Source organism: Haloarcula vallismortis ATCC 29715, from assembly GCF_000337775.1.
Classification (GTDB): domain Archaea; phylum Halobacteriota; class Halobacteria; order Halobacteriales; family Haloarculaceae; genus Haloarcula; species Haloarcula vallismortis.
Window position 1 is genome coordinate 481011 of sequence record NZ_AOLQ01000069.1, and the last position, 23966, is coordinate 504976.

The following is a 23966-nucleotide window of genomic DNA, read 5'->3' on the forward strand; positions in this document are numbered from 1 at the left end:
TTCTCTCACTCTGGAACTGTCTGAGCAGAAAACCTTTGCTTGGCTGTTGATATAGTGGAACTAACCCTATGCGGACACTGACCCGCCGGATGCTGTGGACCCTCTTGCTCCTCCTCGCCGTCGACATCGCTGTGGTCGCTACTGCGGCGGTGCTCCTGACCCCCTGGCTTGCGCCGGTGCGGGATGCCGCTGCCGCCGCCCTCCCGTTCGGTGGGGCATCGGCACGCATCGCCTGGTGGGTGGCCGTTCTCGTCCCCGCTCTCGTGGCGTTTGTCTGGGCACAGCTCCGATACACCAGCGCTCAGACGATGGCCGAGGTCGACGCTCGCATTGTCGGCCCCGACGAGTACCCCGCCCTCCACGAGCGAGTACAGCGGCTCGCACAGCTGGCCGACCTCACGCCGCCACGGATTGCCGTCGCAGACGCCGACGTACCGAACAGTTTCGCTATCGGGACGCTCGGTGGTGCAACAGTCGTCGTGAGCGAGGGACTTCTCTCGACGCTTGCGGGCGACGAACTCGACGCGGTGCTGGCCCACGAGCTCATGCACGTCGCCAACCGCGACGCGACCGTGATGACGCTTGCCAGCTTTCTCCCGTCGCTGACAGATGGCGAGTACGACCCGGTTGCGGACCTGCTCCCGGGCGGGAGCCGTTACGCGCTCGGACTGGTCGCGCTCGGTCTCGCATACGTGTTCAGTACCCGGGTGCTCGACGCCCCCTTTGGAAGCCTCTCGTTTACGCTTGGATTCCTGTTCCTGTTCGCGGTGACCGTCCTGTTCGGCGGCGTCGCATTGGGCGTGTTCACCGCGCCCGTCGTCGTCCTTGGGCGGTCGCTCTCGCGCGCTCGGGAGTTCGCCGCCGACCGGAGCGCGGCACAGTTGACCGGTGACCCTGCCGCGCTTGTCGAAGCATTGGAGACACTCGACGGTGGGGGAGACGACCGTCCGGCGGCAGACAAACGCTCCGCGTACGCGGGCGTCCGCGGCCTGTGTTTCCTCCCGTATGGGTTCGATTCCGACGGGCCGACGGACTCGTCGGTCATCGAAACACGGTCCCACCCACCGACAGCCGAGCGGATCGAACGGCTGCAGTCAGTCGCACGCTCGCTCGAACAGGGTCAGTCCGAATCCTGATCGACGCTCGGGTGCATCGTCGGTTCACCGGGCATCGGCTCCTCGAAGTACCGCCGCATGACCTCCAGTGACTCCTGTTCGCGTTGCTTGCGTTCTGCCTCGTCGATTTCCTCACAGCCCGGCGGAACCGGTCGGTCGCGGCCGGTGAAATACCCCTCCGGGGCGGTCCAGTCGTGATAAAAGTCGATGTCAGCGTCCGCTATCAGCGTGAGCCCGACCTGTGCGCCGTGGCCCGCGGCGACGATTGTCTGGTGGTGTTGCTCGGCCAGCCGGCCGGCCGCGTACAGTCCCTCGACATCGGTCCGCCCCTGCTCGTCGGTCGAGATGAACTGCTTCGACCCGCGGTCGATGAGCGAGAGATCCAGCCCGTCCAGATACGACGGGTCCGACCAGGACGCGGCGATGAGATACGTCGCGTCGTAGGACTCGCCATCAGCACAGGTCACCTCGAAGCCTCCTGCGGTTTCCGCCACCTGCTCGGCTTCGCCGTCGATGAACCACGCCCCGGCCCGCCGGGCCTGTGCCCGCATCAGTTCGAGCAGGAGCCGTGGGTTGATTCCTGCCGGGAATCCGGGGTAGTTCTCCAGGTGTGCGTTGCGGTTCAGTATCGACTCGCCGGTCGAGATAATCCGGGTAGACAGGTCGGCGCGAGCGGTGTAGATCGCCGCCGACAGTCCGGCGACGCCCCCGCCCACGATGATGACTTCTTCGCGGTCGGTTGGCATGGGCAGGTGTTTCCAGCGGGGGCAAAGAAACGTGCCGGTTTATGACCTACAGACGGAAAGCGGCCAGTAGCGGCCCCCTCAGGGCATACGCCGGGCGATACAGTTTCTGAGCCTACCCGAAGCCTCATAACGATACACCTACTAAAGGCGTCGTAATGACCGACACCGTCGATGAGGTCGATATGCCGTACGACGATGACGCGTCTCAGCAACAGAAGATCGAGGCGCTGCAGGAGCGGCTTGAGGTGCTCGAATCCCAGAACGAGGAGATGCGCGACAAGCTGCTGGACGCGAATGCAGAGAACAACAAGTACCAGCAGAAGCTCGAACGGCTCACACACGAGAACAAGAAGCTCAAGCAGTCACCGCTGTTCGTCGCGACCGTTCAGGAACTGTCCAGCGACGGCGTAATCATCAAACAGCACGGCAACAATCAGGAGGCCCTGACCGAGGTCACCGACGAGATGCGCGAGGAGCTCGAACCCGACGACCGCGTCGCCGTCAACAACTCCCTGTCTATCGTCAAACAGCTCGACGACGAGACTGACGTCCGCGCTCGCGTCATGCAGGTCGACCAGTCGCCGGACGTCACCTTCGCCGACATCGGGGGCATCGAAGAACAGATGGAGGAGGTTCGCGAGACCGTCGAGATGCCGCTGAAGAGCCCCGAGATGTTCGAAGACGTCGGCATCGACCCGCCGAGTGGCGTCCTGCTGCACGGCCCGCCCGGCACCGGGAAGACGATGCTCGCCAAGGCCGTCGCCAACGAGACCGACGCCACCTTCATCAAGATGGCCGGCTCCGAGCTGGTCCACAAGTTCATCGGCGAGGGCGCAAAGCTCGTCCGTGACCTGTTCGAACTGGCCCGTCAGGAAGAGCCTGCCGTCGTCTTCATCGACGAGATCGACGCTATCGCAGCCAAGCGGACGGAGTCAAAGACCTCCGGCGACGCCGAGGTCCAGCGGACGATGATGCAGCTGCTCTCGGAGATGGACGGGTTCGACGACCGCGGCGACATCCGTATCATCGCGGCGACGAACCGCTTTGACATGCTCGACCGTGCTATCCTCCGGCCCGGCCGTTTCGACCGCCTCATCGAGGTCCCGAACCCCGATGTCGAGGGTCGCAAGCAGATCTTCCAGATCCACACCCGCAGCATGAACGTCGCCGACGACGTGGACTTCGAGGTGCTGGCCGAGGACATTCAGGACGCTTCCGGTGCTGACGTGAAGGCTATCTGTACCGAGGCCGGGATGTTCGCCATCCGCGACGACCGCACCGAGGTCACGATGGCGGACTTCCACGACGCCTGGGAGAAGATCCAGCAGGAGGAAACCGACGACGAGGACGTCTCCCGGACCTTCGCCTGAGTTCGCTGACGGCTCTGACTCTTCTCTGTTCTCTACGTCGTGAGTCACCGCTTCGGCTCGCAGTTGTGCTGTCGTACTCGCCCGTTTCAGAACACAATTACCACTCCGGCCCCGAACTGCTGGTATGGCCGTTGCAGATACACTCCAGTCGCGTGCCCGCGCTCGTCCGCGGCTCGTCACCGCCGTCGTCTCGGTCGTCGGTTACGCGCTCGTGTTCGGCGCGTTCGGCGGTGTGTTGCCGCTCCCTGAATTCTCGCGGGACATCGTCATCCTGCTGGGTGACGCAATCGCTGTCGTCAACAGCATCGCCCTGCTTGCTATCATCGCCGGCGTATATTTCATCAAGCGCAATCAGGTACAGAAACACCGCGCGGCGATGCTGACCGCGTTTACGCTCATCATGGTGTTTCTGGCCCTGTACATCCTCAAGGTCGGTGGCGGCTTCGAGAAGGAGATCGTCGCCGAAGGGTTCGTCTGGACGGCGTACATCGTGATGCTCGCTATCCACATCCTGCTGTCGGCGGTGTCTGTCCCCGTCGTCGTTCACGCCGTCGTTCTCGGGCTGACCCACTCCCCGGCCGAACTCAGGGAGACGATTCACGCTCGTGTGGGCCGTATCGCCGTCTCCGCGTGGGGTCTGAGCCTGTTCCTTGGGCTCGTGACCTACGTGATGCTGAACCACATCTACGGCTGGGTACCCCGGTAGCTCTACCTCCGACGCGTGCGGTGGCGAATGATTTTGCCGGCCGCCGTCGTAGGTCCGGGCAATGACCACAATCAAGGACAGCGTCCACGACCACATCGAGGTTCAGGGCGTTGCGGCGGCGTTGCTCGACACGCCACCGGTCCAGCGGCTCAGACAGATTTCACAGCTCGGCACGGTGACGCTCGTCTACCCCTCGGCGAACCACACCAGATTCGAGCACTCGCTTGGGGTCTATCATCTCGCTGACCGGGCGCTGTCCCACCTCGGCATCGAGGGCCAGCAGGCCGAACGGGTCCGCGCCGCGGCGCTGCTCCACGATGTGGGGCACTCGCCGTACAGCCACAACGTCGAAGCGCTCATTCACCGCCGGACGGGCAAGTACCACGACGACGTGGACGAACTGCTCGGTGACGGCCCGGTCGCGCGGGTCCTCTCGGAACACGGCCTCAATCCTGACCGCGTGGCCGGCCTTGTCGCCGGCGAGGGCGAGCTGGGCCAGCTCGTCTCCGGCGAACTGGACGTCGACCGGATGGACTATCTGGTCCGTGACGCCCACCACACGGGCGTTCCCTACGGGACTATCGACCACGAGCGGCTGGTCCGCGAGCTGTGTTTCGTCGACGGTGAACTCGTTCTCGACGAGGGGAACGTCCAGACGGCCGAGTCGCTCCTGCTGGCGCGGGCGCTGATGAACCCGACTGTCTACCAGCACCACGTCGCTCGCATCGCCAAGTCGATGCTCAGACGCGGGACGGAGGAACTACTGGCCGCGACCGACACGACGGCCGAGACGCTGCGCCGGTGGGACGACAGCAACCTGCTCGTGGCACTCAGGCAGTGCGAGGCGACCACGGCGTACGCACGGCGGCTGAGTCAGCGGGACCTGTACAAGCGCGCCGTCTGGGCGGAGTGGGGGGCCGTGCCAGAGGCGGTTCTGTCGGCCGACCACGAGGCTGTCGGGGCGATGGAGCGGGCTATCGCTGACGAAGCGAACGTCGACAGTGACGCCGTTATCCTCGATATCCCGCCGGAGCCGTCGATGACCGAATCGAGTAGCCGCGTCCTCGTTAACGGTGACGTCCGTCGACTCGGCGAGCAGTCGACGCTGGTCAACGCCATCCGTGCCGCTCAGCGCGACCAGTGGCGGCTTGGTGTCTATGCGCCAGCGGACGAAAGCGAGCGGGTCGGTGCCGCAGCAATCCGTGAACTGGGACTCGACCTCGACGGGGCTAGAGTTCGAGACGTGCGGACGGGTATTCATGCGACCCTCGATGAGTTTAACTGAGCGAACGGGCGAACAGGGAACATGATTGTTGAAGGGACGATTCTGACGGGACGGTCGTTCGAGGCCATCGAAGGCCGTGTTGTCGTCGAAAACGGGGAGATAACCGCCATCGAAGAGGTGACTGTCGACAGCGACGACATCGTGGTTCCGTCGTTCGTCAACGCCCACACCCACATCGGTGACTCAATCGCCAAAGAGGCCGGCGAGGGGCTCTCGCTGGAAGAACTGGTTGCGCCGCCAGACGGCCTGAAACACCGCCTGCTCCGTGAGGCGAGCCGAGACGAACTGGTAGCTGCGATGGAGCGGTCACTGTCGTTCATGGCGCAGGCAGGGACCGGTGCGTTCATCGAGTTCCGAGAGGGCGGCGTGGAGGGCGTCCGTGCGATACAGGAGGCACTGTCAGACTCGTCGCCCGAAAGCGTCATTCTGGGGCGCGAGACGACGGACGCGATGGAGCTGGCCGACGGGTTCGGCGCGAGCGGTGCCAACGACAGCGAGTTCGGGGCGGAGCGCCGCGCCACCCGACAGGCCGGGAAGCTGTTTGGCATCCACGCTGGGGAAGTCGACAGCTCTGACATCAACTCCGCGCTCGACCTCGACCCGGATTTCCTCGTTCACATGGTCCACGCCGAGTCGCTGCATCTCGAACGGGTCGCCGACAGCGAAATTCCTGTCGTCGTCTGTCCCCGGTCGAACATCGCCACCGACGTTGGCCGTCCGCCGGTCGAGGAACTGACAGAGCGAACGACAGTTGCGCTCGGGACGGACAACGTCATGCTCAACAGCCCATCGATGTTTCGCGAGATGGAGTTCACCGCGAAGCTGTATGACCTCTCGGCCCGCGAGGTGTTACGGATGGCCACAGTCAACGGGGCCGAGGTCGCGGGACTTGGCGGCGGTCTCATCAAGACCGGACAGCCAGCACGCCTGCTGGTGCTCGACGGGGATTCGGATAACCTCTCTGGGGCGCGAAACCCCGTCCGCGCTGTCGTTCGCCGGGCGGAGACGGCCGACGTTCGGCGGGTCGTCCACTCGGGGGCGGAATAATTCTTATCACCGTGGGAATAGTATTTTTCGGCGATGCCCTCCGCCACTGACCGCGCCCTGAGCACGCCGCTGAAGATTCTTCTGTACGGTCTGTTGGGAGTCGTCTCGCTAATCGTCGTCCTTGCCGCTGTACGGCTCGCCTTTGGGCTGTTGTTTGGGCTTATCGGTCTGCTGTTCGGTATCATCTCGTTGGCCGCTGCCATCGGGTTTCTGGCGGCTATCGGCTATGGGGTGTACTGGCTCGTGTCGAAAGCTGTCGGGCAGGACGAGACTGGGGCATCGACCACTGAGGTGTCACAGACGCGGCCCACCGACACGGCAGCTGTGACCAGCGCCGACGAGACCGACCCCGTTGAACGACTCTCCGAGCGCTACGCTAACGGGGAGCTAACTGAGGCTGAACTGGAGCGACGGCTCGAACAGGCCCTCGACGAGCCGTCTCTGGATGGCTTCGAGGCAGCAGAGCGCGAACGGGACCGAGAGCTGAACTGAGCCGTATCTGACCCCACCGATGCATGTTATCTCTTACCAAACTATATCCCTTCAGGCAGCCAATAGTACAGTATGTACGACAGAATACTTGTACCGACGGACGGATCGCCGGGGTCACGAGACGTAATCACACACGCCAAAGAACTGGCAGTGGCCCACGAAAGCGAGATTCACGCGCTGTACGTCGTTGATACCGGTCGGTTCTCGACGCTCCCGCACGAACCAACGTGGGAGAGCGTCACCGATTCGCTCCACCGCGAGGGCGAGATGGCGCTGGACACGGTGGAGCGCCTCATCGGCGATGATATGACTGTCACGCGAGCCACGGCTGAGGGAAGCCCAAGCCGGAAGATCGTCGACTACGCGAGTCAGCACGGCTGTGACCTCATCGTGATGGGGACCCACGGCCGCGGCGGCATCGACCGCCTGCTACTGGGGAGCGTCGCTGAACGGGTCGTCCGGTCGGCTCACATCCCGGTCGTCACCGTCCCGGTGGAGACGACGCTGCAAGATGTCTCGGAGGACGAACAGCCCGCCGGCGTCCCCCAGTGACGTGTCTCCTGCCGTGCTCACTCTGTAACCGGACGGAGGTGCTCACAGTCCCCCGCGGAAACGACTTCAGTCCCTGATTCTGTCTCGACGACGAGCGCGCCCGGGAACTGGATGTCCACAGCCTCGCCCTCTACGGGGCCTTCCGGCGTCTCGACCCGGACCTGTTTGCCCAGCGTCGTCGCGTACTCCCGCCACGCCTCGACGACCTGCCCTGTGTCCTGTCGCAATGCATCGAACTCTTCCAGCAGTCGTTGCGTGAACAGCCGTCGGTCGACCGGTTCGCCCCGCTCGGTCGAGAGGCTCGTCGGGGTCGCTTCGTCAGGCAAGTCCGCGGGGTCGACGTTTGCGTTGACGCCGATGCCCACGACAACCCACGAGACGCGGTCGGCTTCGCCTTCCATCTCGGTGAGGATGCCGACCAGCTTGCGCTCTGCGTCGCCGTGGCGGACGAGCACGTCGTTGGGCCACTTGATACCGGCGTCGACGCCGGCCTCCCGGGCCGCCCGTGTCACCGCGACGGCCGCCGCAAGCGTGAACACCGGCGCGTGAGCCATCGGCACGTCGGGCCGGAACAGCACCGAGAGCCAGACCCCGCCGCTGGGTGAGTGCCACTCGCGGTCGAGTCGGCCCCGCCCACCGGTCTGTTCGTCGGCCAGTACCACGGTCTCTGACGCGCCCTCCGCCGCAAGGTCCCGGGCTCGTGCGTTCGTACTCGGGATGCTGTCGTGATACTCGACGGCGAAGGGTGCATCGAGGCCATATTCGACCGCGCTTGCCCCGAACTCCGGCACCGAACTGAGGACGTAGCCCGCATCGTCGCTTTGGATTTCGAACCCTTCCTCACGCAGGGCTTCGACGTGCTTCCAGACCGCGGAGCGGGAGATATCCAGTTCGGCAGCGATGGTTGGCCCCGAGACGGGGCCGTCCGCCAGTGCGTCGAGCACCTGATGGCGCGTCTCGTTCATATACGGGGCTTCGGCGGGCCGGAATAAAAGGCGTCTGTAGAAGCAGTGCAAAACGAGGCGACGCGGGGGCCGCTCCAGCGATCACCCAATCACGAACAGCAAGTCGCCCATGTCGACGGATTCGCCCTCGCTGACGGCCACGTCGTTGACAGTGCCGCCGCGTTCGGCGACGATGTCGTTTTCCATCTTCATCGCTTCGAGGACACACAGCACGTCGCCAGCCTCGACCTCGTCGCCTTCCTCGACGTTGACCTCCAGAATCGTCCCCTGCATCTCCGCGGCGACTTCCTGCCCCTCGGCGGTGGAGGCACTGCCGCCGTCGCTGTCGGAACTACTGCCGCCCCGTGGCCGCTGTGGCTGGTTCCCGCCGTCGGCATCCACGTCGCCGACGTTGATGGGCGGTGCGCCACGCTCTTCGAGGTCGACCTGAAAGCGCTTGCCGTTGACCTCCACGGTGAACTCCCGCTCGACGACTTCCTCGTCATCGTCGCCGTCGGACTCGGAGACGGTCCCCCACTTCTCCTGGGCCTCCTCGATGCGGGTGCGGTCGAGTTGCTCGTCGAGGTACTTCGTGGTGTGTGTGCCGCCGACGAACTTCTCGTCGGTGAGCATCAGGCGGTGGAACGGGACGACTGTCGGAATCCCCTCGATGTCGAAGTCCTTGAGCGCTCGTTTCCCGCGCTCGATACACTCCGCGCGGTCCTCACCGTAGGTGATGAGCTTCGCGATCATCGAGTCGTAGTCGGTGACGAGGTCATCGCCCTGCCGGAGCGCATCGTCGAGGCGGACGCCGATGCCGCCCGGTGGGTCGTAGGTATCGAGGCTGCCGCCAGTCGCGGGCGCGAAGTCGTCGGCGGCGTTCTCGGCGTTGATTCGGAACTCCATCGCGTGGCCCTCAATCTCCACGTCGTCCTGCTCGAAGGTTATCTCCTCGTCCATCGCCACCCGAAGTTGCGACTTGACGATGTCGATGCCGGTGATTTCCTCGGTGACGCAGTGCTCGACCTGAATGCGGGTGTTCACTTCGAGGAAGTAGAAGTTCGCGTCCTCACCGAGCAGTTCGCCCTGCTCGCGGTCAGTGTCCTCTTCGACAAGGAACTCGACGGTCCCGGCGTTGTAGTAGTCCGATTCGCGGACGCCCCGGCGAGCGGCGTTGCCGATTTTCTCGCGGAGGGCGTCGTTTAGAGCCGGCGAGGGGCCTTCCTCGATGACCTTCTGGTGGCGTCGCTGCAGCGAACAGTCACGCTCACCCAGATGCCGGACGTTGCCGTGGTGGTCGGCGATGATCTGGACCTCGATGTGGCGGGGGTTCTCCAGATAGCGCTCGAGATACACCGAATCGTTCGAGAAGTACGCTTCCCCCTCTCGCTTTGCGCTTTCGAGTTGCTCCTCGGCTTCCTCGGGGTCGTGGACGATTTTCATCCCGCGACCGCCGCCGCCGCCCTCGGCCTTGATAGCCACAGGGAAGCCGTTCTCCTCCCCAAACTCGACGACCTCCTCGGGGTCCTCGACCGGGTCGGTCGTCCCCGGAACGATGGGCACGTCGGCCGACTGCATGATCTTGCGGGCCTTCGTCTTCTCTCCCAGTGCCTCCATCGACTCGCTTTCGGGCCCGACCCAGGTAATTCCATCCGCTTCTTGCACGCGCTCGGCGAAGTCGGCGTTCTCCGCGAGGAAGCCGTACCCCGGGTGGATGGCGTCGGCGTCGGCTCGCTTGGCCGCGTCGATAATCGCTTCTTGATCGAGATAGGAGTCTGCGGCACGGGCCGGGCCGACGTTGTACGCCTCGTCCGCGTACCGGACGTGGCCGGCGTGCTTGTCGGCGTCAGAGTAGACGGCCACTGTGCCGATGCCCAACTCCTCGCATGCGCGCATCACGCGCACCGCTATCTCCCCGCGATTAGCGACGAGCACCTTATCGAACATACGCCCTCATACTGAGAGTCGGCCCATAAAACTATGCGCAGATAGCGGCCAATCTTACATATATAATCATGTTAGTGTGGGACATGCCCGCAAATCCAGTCAGGGCATCGCCGTTCAACTGACAGAAGAACCTGTTGGCGGTTAGAACCGTTCGGCGCGGCCGGCGGCGCTCCAGGGGTCCGTCGGCGCGTCCGAGCGGACCCGGACGGACCGTCGCTGCGTGGCCTCCACGCGCCCGGAGAAGGACCACTGCTTGCCGTCCCAGGAGTCACCGTCGTCCGCCGCTGCCGCCGCCGCGGCCGCTGCCGCCGCTCGCTGGCGGTCGGTGAGATGGGCCCCGACGGCGACGGCGATGGCGGCCGCTTCGTCTGCCGAAGCGTCGTCGAGCTGTGCGGCGATCTCCGCAATCAGTTCGGCGTCGACCGCCGAGTCAGTGTCAGCAGCCATCGTTACAGTGGGATGTTGCCGTGCTTGCGGTCGGGCTGGTCTTTGCGTTTCCCCCGGAGGAGGTCCAGGTCGTCGATGAGCCGCGGCCGGGTCTCCTGTGGTTCGATGACGTCGTCGACGAAACCGCGCTCGGCCGCCGTGTAGGGGTTGGCAAAGGCGTCGCGGTATTCGTCGATGAGCTGCTGCCGTCGGGCCTCCACGTCGTCGGCGTCTTCCAGTTCGTCGTCGTAGAGGACGTTCACCGCGCCCTGTGGCCCCATCACGGCGATTTCGGCGGTTGGCCAGGCGTAGTTCATGTCCGCGCCGATGTGTTTCGACGCCATCACGTCGTAGGCTCCGCCGTACGCCTTTCGTGTGATGACGGTCACCAGTGGAACGGTGGCCTCGGAGTAGGCGTACAGGAGCTTCGCGCCGTGGTTGATAATGGCATTTGTCTCCTGATCCTTGCCGGGCATGAACCCCGGCACATCGACGAAGGTGAGAATCGGGATGTTGAACGCGTCACAGAAGCGGACGAACCGCGCACCCTTCCGCGAGGCGTTGATGTCAAGCGTCCCGGCGTTGACCCGCGGCTGGTTGCCGACGACGCCGACGCTGTGGCCGTCCATGCGGGCGAACCCGATGACGATGTTGCGCGCGAAGTCCTCGGCGACCTCGAAGAAGGAGTCCTCGTCGACGATGCGCCCCACGACATCCGTCATGTCATAGGGTTTCTGCGGGGCATCGGGGACAGCCGTCTTCAACTCTTCATCACGGCGCTCAGGGTCGTCCCAGGGCTCGACCCGCGGCGGGTCCTCCACATTGTTCTGGGGGAGATACGACAGCAGGTAGCGGATGTCGTCCATCGCCTCCTTCTCGTCGGCGGCCGTGAAGTGGGCCACGCCGGACTCGGAGGCGTGGGTCTTTGCCCCGCCGAGTTCGTCGAAGCCGACCTCCTCGCCGGTCACCGTCTCGATGACGTCGGGGCCGGTGATGAACATGTGGCTGGTCTCCTCGACCATGTAGATGAAGTCCGTGATCGAGGGGGAGTACACCGCGCCGCCGGCACACGGCCCCATGATCGCTGAGATCTGCGGGACGACGCCGCTAGCCTGTTGATTGCGGTGGAAGATGTCGGCATAGCCCGCCAGCGAGTCGATCCCCTCCTGGATTCGCGCGCCGGCGGAGTCATTCAGGCCGATGATGGGTGCGCCCGTCTCGATGGCCTTGTCCATCACCTTACAGACCTTCTGTGCGAACGCCTCGCCCAGCGACCCGCCAAAGACGGTGAAATCGTGGGCGAAGACGTACACCTGACGGCCGTCGACTTTCCCATAGCCGACGACGACGCCGTCGCCGGGTACCTTCTTCTCGGCCATGTCGAAGTTCGTCGAGCGGTGTTCCCGAAGCGAGTCGATCTCGACGAAGGTGCCGTCGTCGAGGAAGTAATCGATGCGCTCACGAGCGGTGAGCTTCCCGCGGTCGTGCTGGGCCTCGATTCGTTCCTCGCCACCGCCCCGCTCGGCTTCGGCTTTTCGTTCTCGAAGGTCCTCGACACGGTCATCGTGACTCACGCGATATCACTTCTCCCGGACCGGAGCATATCCGACTCCTTGCGGGCATCCGAGAAAAGCGTTATCAAACTTAACCATTATTTTCCGTATTCGGTGGCCGAAACCGGCGGAGTTTTGAGCGATGGCCTGTTGAGTCCGCGCGTGAAGAACGTCACGGCCCGCCAGCACAACCCCTTCGGCTTTGACGCCCCGTGTGAGCCGTTCGTACCGGGGTACGGCGACGCCAACGCCCACTTCCACGTCATCGGTGACCACCCGGGCGTCCACGGTGGGGAAACGTCTGGCATCCCATTTACCGACAATCCCGCGGGCGAACGTCTCCAGCGGGCCCTCGTCGAGGCCGGACTGCTCATCGAAGCCGGCACGCCGCCGACCGTCGAAAAGACGTACCTGTCGTATCTGTACATGTGCGGCGGTGACCCGCCGACAGACGCGGACTACGACGAGCTTGAACCGCTGTTCGACACAGAACTCCGGGCCATCACCGCCCACGTACTCCTACCCGTCGGCGAGCGCGCCACGCGACACGTGTTCGCGAACACGACATCGGAGCCGACCGAGTCGATAGACATGGCCGCGCGCCACGCCACGGAAGTCGTCGGCAGCGGCTGGCTCGTCTACCCCATCAAAGAGCCCGCAGAATGGACTGACGACGATGCAGACGCTCTCGTCGACGCGCTGACGGCGCTGTTGGAAACGGACTATCGCCGCGAAGCGGACCTCGGGCGGTTCCTGCCGAACGACGACCCGTATCTGGTCCGGTAGCGGCTCGAATGACTCGTACACGGCTCCGACAATCAAAAACAGTAGTTACAGCGACCACCCATCCGAGAGCGGCTCTGCGGACGCCCAGTAGTTGTCGAACGTCTCGATAGCCCACTCACGGACGGCTGGGGCAGTGGATTCGAGCGACGCCTGTAGCACCCCGTTGTCGTCCCGCAACAGCAGATGTACCACGTCGTCGGCAATCATCACGGCCAACGGTACGCCGTCGCTCCAGACCCGGACCGACGCGTCTGGTTCGGCACGCAGCGAATCGAGCCGGTCCCGGAGCCGGTCGTCTGCTGCCAGTGCGTCTATTGCGCTCGGCGAGAACACGCCCGAGAACCGCTGTTCGCCGGCGCCGACCCGCTCCTGCACGACCCGGATGGCCTGGTCATTAAACGCGTGGGAGAACGTCCTGACCTCACCGGCGTCTCGGAGGAGGTCAAGCAGCCGCTGGACCGGCGCGTTCGGGCGCGTCTGGCTCGGGACAGTTATCGTCGCGTCGGCCAGGTGTTGCAGGTCGAAATCCATCGCATCGGTCGGGAGATACTGGACGATGTCGCGCAGTCGCTGCTCGGTTTCGAGGCTGTCGACTAGGTCGGTGAACCCGTCAGCGACGATGCGGCCCGTCGCCGTCGCGACGTACCCGCCGCCCGTTCGGCGGATCCACGACCGCTCTTCGAAGTCGGCGATAATACGCCCGAGCGTCGCCTGTGACGCACCAGTTTCGGCCGCGAGGTCCCCGCGCGAGTGGGGCCCTGCCGCCAGAAGACGTAACACCTCGACCCGGTTCGACGAGAGCGCGAGGAACTCGATCTCTTCGAGCGCCGATTCCATACCGCTGCATTGTGGGTTCCGTGCTAAAGCACTTTCGTACCGTGAAATAATTTCATACCGTGAATATCCCCCACGGGTATTCAGTCGTTTCGCGTTATGTAAGATTTTCTAAACGGGCCTATAAACCCCGATACCCTACGATAGAGTACGATGACTCAGGTTTTTCCACGTGCTCTCTCTGTCGGTTGTGGCGCTATTTCAGAAAATCTATACGAGGTGGTGGCATGATTTCGCGCCGAACGTTCGCCCTCGCTGCCGTTGCCAGTGTCCTGCTCGGCGGGACCTTCGTCGGCGCGAAGGCCGGGCTGTCGTACCTCCCGCCGCTTCTGTTCGTCGCTCTGCGGTTCGATATCGCCGCCGTCGTGCTCCTCGGCTATGTCGCCGTGACGCGGTCCCGGGACGAACTGCTCCCGCGAACCCGTGGCGACGTGCTGGCGATCCTCTCGACGGGCCTGTTCGCGCTCGGCCTCGCAAACGCGCTGATATTCGTGGGCCAGCAGTCCGCTACCAGTGCGGTCGCCGCTATCATCTTCAGTCTCAATCCGATACTAACGCCGGTGTTCGCCGCTCTCCTGCTCTCCGATGAGCAGCTTTCGGCCCGCGGCGGTCTCGGCATGGTTATCGGCCTGCTCGGCGTCGGCCTCGTCGTCAGCCCCGACCCGGCGATGCTCCTGAGCGGGGGCATCGGCAAGCTCATCCTGTTCGCTGGCGCGACCAGCGCGGCGCTGGGCAGTGTCCTCATCCGCTGGTCCGGCGGCGGTCTGTCGAGCACGGTCCGGACCGCGTGGGCGCTGCCCGTCGCCGCCGCGCTCTCGCACGCACTGAGCATCGGCATGGGCGAGTCGGCCGCCACGGCAGTCTGGTCTCCGACCGCGATAGCGGCTCTGCTGTACGTCGGAATCTTCGCTGGCGCAATCGCATACATCGCCTACTTCGGCCTGCTCGATGCTACCGGAGCAATTCAGGCCAACCTCATCTTCTACGTGGTCCCCGTCGTGTCGACGCTCGGTGGGTGGGCTGTACTCGGCGAGGCGATTACCCCGACCGCAGTGGCGGGCTTCCTGACTATCTTCACGGGGTTCGTGGTACTCGGCAGCGAATCTGTCGACATCCGCGAAGTACTTGCGGGTACCACCGACGAGACTGACACTGTGTCCGAGAGCCTCGGCATTGCGGACGAACCGCGCGGGTTCGAGTCCGACTGAGACGGTCTACTATGGTGTCATAGCCCGTTACCGCTGACACCTACGACAGTCAGTATGCACAGCTGTCTGAAACGCACGGCGAATCGGAAATTAACACATATATCTGACAACCGTGTACCCACAGTTTATATGCAATTCTGTGACGAGTGTGGTTCGATGATGCACACGGAGGGCGACACGTGGCTGTGTCGCTCCTGTGAAAACGAGGAGTCGCGAGACTCGCAAGCGGAAGCGGCGATGGCGATTCAGGATGGACAGCGCGATGACGGGGCACCCGCCGTGGCCGACGCGACCCAGGATTCGACCGAAACGACACAGGAGCCCTGCCCAGCGGCCGACTGCGATAGCGACCGGGCCTACTACGAGATGCTGCCGAAACCGGGCGGCTCCTACGAGGTACGGCTGTTCACCTGTACCGAGTGTGGCCACAAGTGGCGCGAGACCTGACTCCCGTAACCCGAACCACGTAGTGTCCTGCTAGACAGTGTGTTTCGACTGTCAGCTCTGAAAGGTACCGTGAAATGCTGTCTGAGTACTTATCAGACTATGTAACTACTTCTCGCGACGGCTGTCTACACCGGTCGGTCAGCAAAGCTGCGGCAAAGGCGGTCCGAATCCGCGAGAAACCGATGGCCGCGTCGCTTATATCGGCGGGATAATCGCGGGGTCTTCGGCGAGGAACAGCGTCTGCAGCCCGAGAGCCAGCGTCAGGATGACGCCGAGGATGACCACCGTTCGGACCATCCAGAGCCAGGCCGGGCCGAACGCTCGAAGCCCACCCGTCCCCTGTCGGAGCTCGGCAACCGCGTTGGAGGAGAGAACCCAGCCGACGAACACTAGGATGAGCAGCACCGACAGCGGGAGGAACAGCTTGTACGCGAGCGTGTCGAACCAGCCGAACCACGCCAGGTCCCAGGCCGACGGAAATCCGAGAACGAACAGCACAGCCCCGAGCATCGCCGACAGTGACACGCGCGAGTATGACGTGTTGTCGACACCGTAGGAGACTGCAACTTCGAGCAGGCTGATGGCGGATGAAATTGCGGCGATGAGGACAACGCCGAAGAACACGACACCGAGGAGTCGCCCGCCGGGGAGCTGCGGGAACGCCGACGCCATCGCGACGAAGATGGCGGACGGGCCGCTGGTGTCGGGGCTGATGTTGATGGCGAAGAGAATCGGGAACACGACGAGCCCGGCCAGCACACCGACGAGTGTGTTCGTCACGACGATGATGCCGCCATCGACCGGGAGGCTCTCGTCGTCACCGATGTACGAGGAGTAGGTGATCATGGCTGCCATCCCCAGCGAGAGGGTGAAAAACGCCTGTCCAACTGCGAACGGAATCAGGTCGCCAGCGTTCGCCGCCAGCGTGGAGAAGTCCGGTGAGAGGAAGTAGCTGTAGCCAGCTCCCGCTCCCTCAAGCGTGGTAACCCAGGCCGCCATCCCGACCATGATGATGACGATGCTGGGGACCATCACTTTCGTTGCTTTCTCGATACCGTCTTCGACACCCACCGCGACGATACCGACACAGATCAGCAGGAACAGTGCCTGTCCGACGACAGCTTCCGGTCCGCTGGAGATGGCACCGAAGTATTCCGCGGAGTTTCCGAAGTATGCGCCCGTCGCGCTACCGAGGATATACCGCATGACCCACCCTCCGACGACGTTGTAGTACGAGAGAATCCAGAACCCGGTAAAGACGCCCAGGCCACCGACGACCCGCCACTGCTTGAATCCGAGTTCTGCGAACGCGTCGACGGCATTACGGTTCGTTCGCCGTCCGATGATGAACTCTGCCAGCATTGCCGGGAAGCCGATGAGCAACACGGCGATGAGATAGAAGACGAGGAACACTGCGCCGCCGTTTGTCGCGGTCTTGAACGGGAACTGCCAGATGTTTCCCAGGCCGACTGCGCTACCGATTGCTGCGAGAATGAACCCGAGCCGTGAGGCCCACGTTTCTCTGTCACTCATTGTGATGCCGCATATTCTTTTGGGGTATAAAAACCACCATGATTCGAGCTCGCAACACCACCCCGTAATATAAATACAAAGACATTATTTGCGAAGCCAGACAGTAGCCGAAATCTCCGCACTGCTACCCCTTTGCCGCCGGTTCCTGACAGCACGGATATGTGAATACGAGAGACATGAGGCTATGGCCCAGCGGCAGGCAGACCAGACACAGCCAACAGTCTCAGACCTCGCCGTACACTGGAACCGCCGCACCGCTTGTCACGGTTGCGGCGTCCGAACAGAGGAACAACATCACGTCCGCGATGTCTTTCGGGTCGACCCACGACTCGGTGTCGGCGTCAGGTATCATCTCGCGGTTCATCGGAGTATCGATGACACTCGGCATGACGGCGTTCGCTCGCACGCTCCCGAGGTTCTCCGCGGCGATGGTCTCGGTCAGGAGTCGAACGCCGGCTTTCGACGCCCGGTAGATGCCGTCGCCCGCACCACCCTCCAGTGACGCTCGCGCAGAGACGGAGACAATCGCGCCCTCCGCGTTCCGCAGGTACGGAATCGCGTGTTTCGACGCCAGAAACATGGTCTTGAGGTTCACGTCGAACAGGAAATCGAACGTATCCACGTCTGTCTCGCTGATCGGTGTACCCCCGCGCCAGGTGCCGGCGATGTTTAACAGGTAGTCCAACCGCCCGTGTTCGTCGACGACCGCCTCGACAGTCTCGGCCACGTCGGCCTCGTCGCTGAAATCCGCCCGATAGAAGTCGACGCGCTCGGGCTCGGCCAACAGGAAGTCTTCCGTGTTTGGTTCGATGATGTCGCTGCCACAGACGGTCGCGCCGGCTTCGAGGAAAGCGTCCGCGACCGCGCTCCCAAGCGCCCCGCCGATGCCCGTGACCAGTGCTACCTCGCCATCGAAATTAAAATCGGCTGACATGCATAAACCAACGAATAGCAGGAAAATAAAGCTCCGTCTGCTAACCCCCTGACGCCGCCCAACTACGGCGTGACGACGAGCTTGCCGAGGAAGCTGTCGTTCAGCACGTCGTCGTGAGCGGTCGGGACGTCTTCGAGGTCGTAGCGGCGAGCGACAACCGGTGTCAGGTCGTCGTCAGCCATGAGCGTCGCCAGTCGAGAGAGCACCGCGCCGAACTCCGGCGTGTTGAACATCGAGACGTGGTGGACGCTGAGGGCCTTCGCCCGGCAGCGCGGGACGTTCTCGAACGTCGCCGCGAGGTCGGTGTTTCCGATAGCGGCGATCCGCGCGCCCTGCGCGGCCACCTCGGCGTCAAACGCGAGGTAGTCATCGAGCCGGTGGTCGAGAATCACGTCCGGTGTGCCGGCCTCGACCACTGCGTCGGCAAGGTCGTCCCGGCTGTAGTCGAACACGTCATCCGCACCGAGATCGGCCAGGCGGTCGTGGTAGTCGGGTGACGCTGTCGTCGTGACCTGCGCCCCGTTCGCCGCAGCCAATTGGACTGCAATGTGGCCCACACCGCCGCTCCCGCCGTGAATCAGCGCTCGCTCGGCCGGCTCCAGCGAGCACGCTGCGACGAGCGTCTGCCAGGCGGTGACGCCGACGAGCGCGACGGCTGCACCCGCCTCGGCGGACACCCCTTCGGGGAGCTGTGCCAGATGCGACTCGGGAACAGTGACGTACTCCGCGCAGGTCCCCTGGAGCCAGTTGCCAAGCCCGGTTGCAAAGGCCCGATTCCCTTCCTCGAAGGCGGCCACGCTTTCACCGGTCGCGGTGACGGTCCCAGCACAGTCTGAGCCGGGGACCCAGGGTAACTCCTCGGGTTCGTAGTCGCCGGCTCGAAAGTACGTATCGACCGGATTGACCGCCGCTGCCTCGACTTCGAGCAGGACCTCTTCCGGACCTGGTGTCGGCCGTTCGATGTCGTCGACGCGAAGCACGTCCGTCCCGCCGTACTCGTGGAATCGTACAGCACGCATTGGGGTATGAGTCAGGTGGTACCGGGAAAACCTTTCCCCACAGACCGGGCGGCTTCGAATGTGGGTCTCTGCATATCGCCGTACGTGACGTGACATCGCCGACAGCGAAGGGGTCAGGTCGATGCTCGCCCCAGCAACCGTAGGCACCGTCAGCAGAACACCAGAACCTCCCAACGATAGCCGTGCCGAAGCGACGGATTTCTACAGTTGGCCATAGCGTTTATCATCGGTGAAAATTGCGCACCAACGCTTTATTAGGACGTTCGCATAGAACTGGACGATGGAATCAGATAGGGACTCGCCGCTCCCGAGTTTTATTGCTGGCAGTTACGCTGCCAGACTCGGGTTGGCGCTTTCATTTGCGATAGTTGTCATTATCGCTGCCGGAGTCCTGACAAGCGTGCAGGCGTCCGCCACCCTTGAGGAAGACGTGGCGGACGACATTACGGCGCTGTCAGAGGCACAGGCCGCACAATTAGACGAATGGCTGACGACTTCGCGCCGGAACGTCCGGTCGGTGTCGCGACTCCCCGTGTTTACTGACGGAACGACCACGGAGAAACAGCAACGACTGGAGGGGTTACGGTCCAACGAGGAACTGCCACCCGGTGTCGTCGCGGTGCACTACTTCGACACCGAAACAAACGAGATCCGCGCCAGTTCGAATCAGGAGTTCATCGGGGTCAACGCTGCCGAGCAGGGGGCCCCGTTCGCGACGGACCCGCCGCAGTTCGACAGTCCTGACGACACGCACGTGACAGAACCGTTCTCTGTCTCTGTCGTTGACCACCCGATAGTTGCTGTCGTTTCACCGGTTCCAGGTGACGAAGACAGAGCGCTCGTGTATATGATTGACCTCCGGGAGAAGGCCGATCAGATCTCGAACCAGCGCGATGGGTCATTTACTACGGTTGTCAACACTGACGGCGAGTTCGTTTCACACCCGAACCACTCGATGATCGGGTCGACGGCACCCATTTCGCAGATGGAGTCGAACCCGCTGGGTACGCTTGAGCCCGGACAGAGTGCATTCCACGAAACAGAGAGTATGTTGATGGGGCTGACCAGCCTCGAATCGCAGGACTGGGTCGTCATGGTCCATTCCGACCCGGAGGTTGCCTACGCCCTGAGCGACCAGATCAACTCCGACCTCATCGGACTCATCCTGCTCGCTGTCGTCAACCTCGGACTCATCGGGGTCACGATTGGCGGGAACACGATTGCATCGCTGCGGCGGCTTTCGGTGAAGGCCGAAGCGATGGCCGACGGTGAGCTTGACGTTGACCTCGATACGTCACGGGAAGACGAGTTCGGAACGCTGTACGCGGCCTTCGACAACATGCGGGCGAACCTCCAAACGCAGATATCCGAAGCCGAAACCGCCCGGCAGGAAGCCGAGGAAGCCAAAGAACAGGCACAGGCGGCCCGTGAGGACGTCGAATCCGAACGCAACGAGATGGAGGCGCTGACCGGGCACCTCGAACTCAAGGCCCAGCAGTACAGCGACGCGCTTGAGGCCGCCGCCAACGGTGACCTCACCGCCCGAGTGGAAACGGACAGCATGAACGAGGCGATGGCGGAGGTCGGCGAAGACATCAACACGACGCTGGATGCGCTCGAAGACACCATTGCTGATATGAAGACGTTCGCGGCCAACGTCATCCAGTCCAGCGACCGTGTCAACTCGAACGCGGAACGGGTCGACCGGGCCAGCAAGCAGGTGTCGAAGTCGATAAACGAGATTTTCGAGGGCACGACCGAGCAAAACGAAGGCCTCGAATCGGCGGCTGCCGAGATGCAGAACCTCTCGGCGACTGCACAGCAGGTCGCCTCCTCCGCTCAGCAGGTTGCTGACACGTCCCAGTCAGCCGCTGACGTCGGCGAGGACGGTCGCGAGGCCGCACAGAAAGCCATCGCGGAGATGAGCGCCATCGAAGACGAGACCGGCGAGACCGTCGAAGAAATCAACGCGCTCGACGACGAACTCGACGAGATCGGTGAGATCGTCGGTGTCATCACGAGCATCGTCGAGCAGACGAATATGCTCGCGCTGAACGCCTCTATCGAGGCCGCCCACGCCGACGGGGACGGCGAGGGCTTCGCCGTCGTCGCCGACGAGATCAAGGGCCTCGCAGAGGAGACCAAAGAGGCCGCCGCCGATATCGAACAGCGCATCGAAGACATTCAGGACCAGGCCGGCGACACCGTCGAGACGATGGAGTCGACCAGCACCCGGATCACCGAGGGTGTCTCGACGGTCGAAGAGACCGTCGACGCGCTGGAGACCATCGTCGAGTACACGGAGGAAGTCGATACCGGCATTCAGGAGATCGACCGGGCGACCGAGGAGCAGGCCCGGACCGCACAGGACGTGATGGGGACTATCGACGACCTGACGACGATCAGTCAGCAGACCGCGACGGAGGCCGACACCGTGGCCGGCGCGGCACAGGACCAGTCCGCGTCCATCGACGAGGTGTCGGACTCCGCGACGGAACTCCGGCAGCGTGCTGACGACCTCGAATCGCTACTGGACCGCTTTACCGTCGAAAACTCGGCCGGGACGGACACCGACAGCACGGCTGTGGTGGGGGACGACTAACAATGGCAACGATAACGACCTGGTTCACGCTGGGACTACTGGGCGAACTGCTCGGGACGGCCGTACTGGCCTACGGCTACACGCTCGTCCCCGAAGAGACGCGAAAACGCTACCTGCTGTTGATCGCAATCCCGGGTATCGCCATCGTCGCCTACGCCCTGATGGCGCTTGGCTTCGGGTCGATACAGAGCGAGGGCCACGCCGTGTACGTCATTCGCTACGTCGACTGGCTGCTGACGACGCCGCTCAACGTCTGGTTCCTGGCGATACTCGCCGGCGCGAGCCAGAGGGACACGGTGAAACTCGTCGTTCTGCAGGCGTTGACTATCGTCTTCGGTTTCGCCGGTGCAGTCACACCATCGCCGGTCAGCTACGCGCTGTTTGCAGTCGGCGCAGCGCTGTTCGGCGGCGTTATCTACCTCCTCTATGGCAACATTGCGACGGCCGCGAAGTCGACCCTGTCTGACATCGAGATTAGCCTGTACCGCACGCTCCGCAACTTCGTCGTCGTTCTCTGGCTGGTGTACCCGGTTGTCTGGTTACTCGGTGCGGCAGGAGTAGGGCTAATGGATGTCGAGACTGCGACGCTCGTTATCGTCTATCTCGACGTGGTCACGAAGGTCGGCTTCGGCGTCATTGCCCTGCTGGCGATGATGGACCTCGGCTCTGTCGGGGAGACTGCCGAAGAGTCGACGGCGGTTGCGGGGGACTAGCGGGAGCCTGCGAAGGCTCTCGGAAATACGAGCGGGGAGAAACGGCCCGCGAACGGTAAACGAGCCTCAAAAACGCGACCGAACGCCGGTTTTGTGAGTGCGTCACTGTACGCCGATACGACAACAGCGGCCGCCTTTCAGGGCCTGTCCTCACTGACGGTCCCGGTGGTCTCTGCCTCAGCAGCCCTGTCGGCTGCCTCAGCCTCGTCGACGGTTTCAAGTGCGTCTGGAAGCCGGTCTTGGATCAGCCAGAACGTCAGGCGGTAGACGCCGTACCCGAGCAGGACGAACAGTACGAGGTCGATAAGATACAACTCGACGAACTCAAGGAGCGAAACTTCGCTGAGCGCGAGGTTGCCGGACAGGATGAGAAACTCAAGCGTCGCGAGGACAAACAACGCGGGTGCAAAGAGAATCACCAGTCCGATGACCAGAAGTGCGATGCGTTTCTGCGAGGGGGAAACAGGCATACCGGTAGTTCGCTGCCCAGACAGATAGCTCTACACGTTACATAGAGCCAGTCCTGTACCGACTGCCTCTAGCTGGCAGTATCGTACGTGAACAGCGAGGCTACGGGTGAAAAGAAGCGCGGTCGGTCAGTGGATACCCATCGCTTCGATCTGCTCCTGATACCGGTTCCGGATGGTGACTTCGGTTACCTGAGCCACGTCGGCGACTTCGCGCTGGGTCTTTTTTTCGTTACAGAGCAGCGAGGCGGCGTAGATGGCCGCGGCGGCGTAGCCGGTGGGTGATTTCCCCGAAAGTAGGCCCTGTTCGGCGGTGGTGTCGATGATTTCGTTGGCCTTCGACTGGACCTCCTCGGAGAGCTCCAGTTCAGAGGCGAACCGGGGGACGTACTGCTTGGGGTCGACCGGCTCCATCTTCAGTTCGAGTTCCTGGGCGACGTAGCGATACGTCCGCCCGATTTCCTTCTGTTCGACGCGGGAGACGTCCGAGACCTCCTCCAGACTGCGGGGGATGCCTTCCTGACGGCAGGCCGCGTACAGGCAGGCGGTGGCGACGCCCTCGATAGAGCGGCCGCGGATGAGGTCCTCGTTGAGCGCACGCCGGTAGATGACCGAGGCGACTTCTCGGACCGACCGGGGGACACCGAGCGCACTCGCCATGCGGTCGATCTCTGACAGCGCGAACTGCAGGTTCCGCTCGCCGGCGTCTTTGGTTCTGATGCGCTCCTGCCACTTCCGCAGGCGGTGCATCTGGCTCCGCTTCTCCGAAGACAGCGACCGACCGTAGGCGTCCTTGTCCTTCCAGTCGATCTGTGTGGTCAGCCCCTTGTCGTGCATCGTCTGGGTCGTGGGGGCTCCGACGCGTGACTTGGACTGGCGTTCGGAGTGATTGAACGCCCGCCACTCCGGCCCGCGGTCGATGTTCTCGTCCTCGATCACGAGGCCACAGTCCTCGCAGACGAGTTCACCACCGCCGTCGCTAGATATGGACTCCGACTCACACTCGGGGCAGGTCTGCTGGCCCGTGCTCTCGGACTCCTCCTCGCGTTCCTCCTGTTCAGAATCCCGCTGGCGCGTCGGCCGTTCCATGTGTTCTTTTACGGAGAAAAGCCAATCACGTATAAATGTTTGGGCGGGCTTGATACTTTTGCCTGATTTGGACGCCGATTGCGAATGCTAGGTGGAATAATTATGTTAAATTTACCTAGAACTGTCTACGTTTCGAGTCACCGCAGCGTGT

23 protein-coding genes are annotated in these 23966 nt (G+C 63.2%); 12 read left to right on the forward strand and 11 right to left on the reverse strand.

The annotated features are described in order from the left end of the window. The first annotated feature begins 68 nt into the window (after positions 1–68). Entirely contained in the window at positions 69–1136 is a 1068-nt protein-coding gene (locus tag C437_RS19465) for a M48 family metalloprotease (protein ID WP_004518731.1), read from the forward strand. On the opposite strand, the gene C437_RS19470 is transcribed toward C437_RS19465, so the two are convergent. Then, entirely contained in the window at positions 1121–1861 is a 741-nt protein-coding gene (locus C437_RS19470; protein WP_004518732.1) for an NAD(P)/FAD-dependent oxidoreductase, read from the reverse strand. The genes C437_RS19465 and C437_RS19470 overlap by 16 nt on opposite strands. A gap of 155 nt (positions 1862–2016) precedes the next feature. Here C437_RS19470 and pan1 point away from each other — a divergent pair, with 155 nt between their 5' ends. From pan1 to C437_RS19500, 6 genes are all read left to right on the forward strand, one after another. After that, positions 2017–3231, forward strand: coding sequence for a proteasome-activating nucleotidase Pan1 (gene pan1, locus C437_RS19475; protein WP_004518733.1), 1215 nt, complete (start codon positions 2017–2019; stop codon positions 3229–3231). A 124-nt stretch (positions 3232–3355) separates the two neighbouring features. Then, complete coding sequence (locus tag C437_RS19480) at positions 3356–3937, forward strand: DUF420 domain-containing protein (RefSeq protein ID WP_004518734.1); 582 nt, start codon at positions 3356–3358, stop codon at positions 3935–3937. A 61-nt stretch (positions 3938–3998) separates the two neighbouring features. Continuing rightward, positions 3999–5222, forward strand: coding sequence for an HD domain-containing protein (locus C437_RS19485; protein WP_004518735.1), 1224 nt, complete (start codon positions 3999–4001; stop codon positions 5220–5222). A 21-nt stretch (positions 5223–5243) separates the two neighbouring features. Next, complete coding sequence (locus C437_RS19490) at positions 5244–6269, forward strand: amidohydrolase family protein (protein ID WP_004518736.1); 1026 nt, start codon at positions 5244–5246, stop codon at positions 6267–6269. A gap of 33 nt (positions 6270–6302) precedes the next feature. Further along, positions 6303–6761 (forward strand): SHOCT domain-containing protein, encoded by a 459-nt coding sequence (locus C437_RS19495; protein ID WP_004518737.1) that lies wholly within the window; start codon positions 6303–6305, stop codon positions 6759–6761. A 72-nt stretch (positions 6762–6833) separates the two neighbouring features. Continuing rightward, entirely contained in the window at positions 6834–7313 is a 480-nt protein-coding gene (locus C437_RS19500; protein ID WP_004518738.1) for a universal stress protein, read from the forward strand. 17 nt (positions 7314–7330) lie between these two features. Here C437_RS19500 and C437_RS19505 read toward each other — a convergent pair whose 3' ends face one another. From C437_RS19505 to C437_RS19520, 4 genes are all read right to left on the reverse strand, one after another. Continuing rightward, on the reverse strand, positions 7331–8278 hold the full coding sequence (locus C437_RS19505) for a biotin--[acetyl-CoA-carboxylase] ligase (protein WP_004518739.1): 948 nt from the start codon (positions 8276–8278) through the stop codon (positions 7331–7333). 81 nt (positions 8279–8359) lie between these two features. After that, positions 8360–10204, reverse strand: a complete 1845-nt coding sequence (locus tag C437_RS19510) for an acetyl-CoA carboxylase biotin carboxylase subunit (protein ID WP_004518740.1) — start codon at positions 10202–10204, stop codon at positions 8360–8362. Between the two features lie 141 nt (positions 10205–10345). Then, positions 10346–10651 (reverse strand): hypothetical protein, encoded by a 306-nt coding sequence (locus C437_RS19515; RefSeq protein WP_004518741.1) that lies wholly within the window; start codon positions 10649–10651, stop codon positions 10346–10348. Positions 10652–10653: 2 nt separating this feature from the next. Further along, positions 10654–12204 (reverse strand): acyl-CoA carboxylase subunit beta, encoded by a 1551-nt coding sequence (locus tag C437_RS19520; protein ID WP_004518742.1) that lies wholly within the window; start codon positions 12202–12204, stop codon positions 10654–10656. A 141-nt stretch (positions 12205–12345) separates the two neighbouring features. On the opposite strand from C437_RS19520, the gene C437_RS19525 reads away from it, so the two are divergent. After that, positions 12346–12969: a uracil-DNA glycosylase family protein gene (locus tag C437_RS19525; RefSeq protein WP_004518743.1), complete on the forward strand. Its 624-nt coding sequence runs from the start codon at positions 12346–12348 to the stop codon at positions 12967–12969. A 45-nt stretch (positions 12970–13014) separates the two neighbouring features. On the opposite strand, the gene C437_RS19530 is transcribed toward C437_RS19525, so the two are convergent. Then, complete coding sequence (locus tag C437_RS19530; RefSeq protein WP_004518744.1) at positions 13015–13806, reverse strand: helix-turn-helix transcriptional regulator; 792 nt, start codon at positions 13804–13806, stop codon at positions 13015–13017. 224 nt (positions 13807–14030) lie between these two features. On the opposite strand from C437_RS19530, the gene C437_RS19535 reads away from it, so the two are divergent. Together C437_RS19535 and C437_RS19540 are read left to right on the forward strand one after the other, a co-directional pair. Beyond that, positions 14031–15011, forward strand: coding sequence for a DMT family transporter (locus C437_RS19535; RefSeq protein WP_004518745.1), 981 nt, complete (start codon positions 14031–14033; stop codon positions 15009–15011). A gap of 129 nt (positions 15012–15140) precedes the next feature. Next, positions 15141–15458 carry an RPA12/RPB9/RPC11 RNA polymerase family protein gene (locus tag C437_RS19540; protein ID WP_004518746.1) on the forward strand — a complete coding sequence of 106 codons (318 nt, stop codon included), beginning with the start codon at positions 15141–15143 and terminating at the stop codon, positions 15456–15458. A gap of 195 nt (positions 15459–15653) precedes the next feature. On the opposite strand, the gene C437_RS19545 is transcribed toward C437_RS19540, so the two are convergent. From C437_RS19545 to C437_RS19555, 3 genes are all read right to left on the reverse strand, one after another. Then, complete coding sequence (locus C437_RS19545) at positions 15654–16991, reverse strand: sodium-dependent transporter (protein WP_004518747.1); 1338 nt, start codon at positions 16989–16991, stop codon at positions 15654–15656. Between the two features lie 223 nt (positions 16992–17214). After that, complete coding sequence (locus tag C437_RS19550) at positions 17215–17925, reverse strand: SDR family oxidoreductase (protein ID WP_004518748.1); 711 nt, start codon at positions 17923–17925, stop codon at positions 17215–17217. A 62-nt stretch (positions 17926–17987) separates the two neighbouring features. Next, positions 17988–18944, reverse strand: coding sequence for an NADPH:quinone reductase (locus C437_RS19555; protein ID WP_004518749.1), 957 nt, complete (start codon positions 18942–18944; stop codon positions 17988–17990). 400 nt (positions 18945–19344) lie between these two features. On the opposite strand from C437_RS19555, the gene C437_RS19560 reads away from it, so the two are divergent. Both C437_RS19560 and sop2 read left to right on the forward strand, forming a co-directional pair. After that, positions 19345–21546: a methyl-accepting chemotaxis protein gene (locus tag C437_RS19560; protein ID WP_004518750.1), complete on the forward strand. Its 2202-nt coding sequence runs from the start codon at positions 19345–19347 to the stop codon at positions 21544–21546. A 2-nt stretch (positions 21547–21548) separates the two neighbouring features. Further along, positions 21549–22259: a sensory rhodopsin II gene (gene sop2, locus C437_RS19565; protein ID WP_004518751.1), complete on the forward strand. Its 711-nt coding sequence runs from the start codon at positions 21549–21551 to the stop codon at positions 22257–22259. Between the two features lie 137 nt (positions 22260–22396). Here the strand turns inward: sop2 and C437_RS19570 are convergent, their stop codons facing one another. Both C437_RS19570 and C437_RS19575 read right to left on the reverse strand, forming a co-directional pair. Beyond that, positions 22397–22729 (reverse strand): hypothetical protein, encoded by a 333-nt coding sequence (locus C437_RS19570; protein WP_004518752.1) that lies wholly within the window; start codon positions 22727–22729, stop codon positions 22397–22399. A gap of 126 nt (positions 22730–22855) precedes the next feature. Beyond that, positions 22856–23815 carry a transcription initiation factor IIB gene (locus tag C437_RS19575; RefSeq protein ID WP_004518753.1) on the reverse strand — a complete coding sequence of 320 codons (960 nt, stop codon included), beginning with the start codon at positions 23813–23815 and terminating at the stop codon, positions 22856–22858. Between the last annotated feature and the right edge of the window lie 151 nt (positions 23816–23966).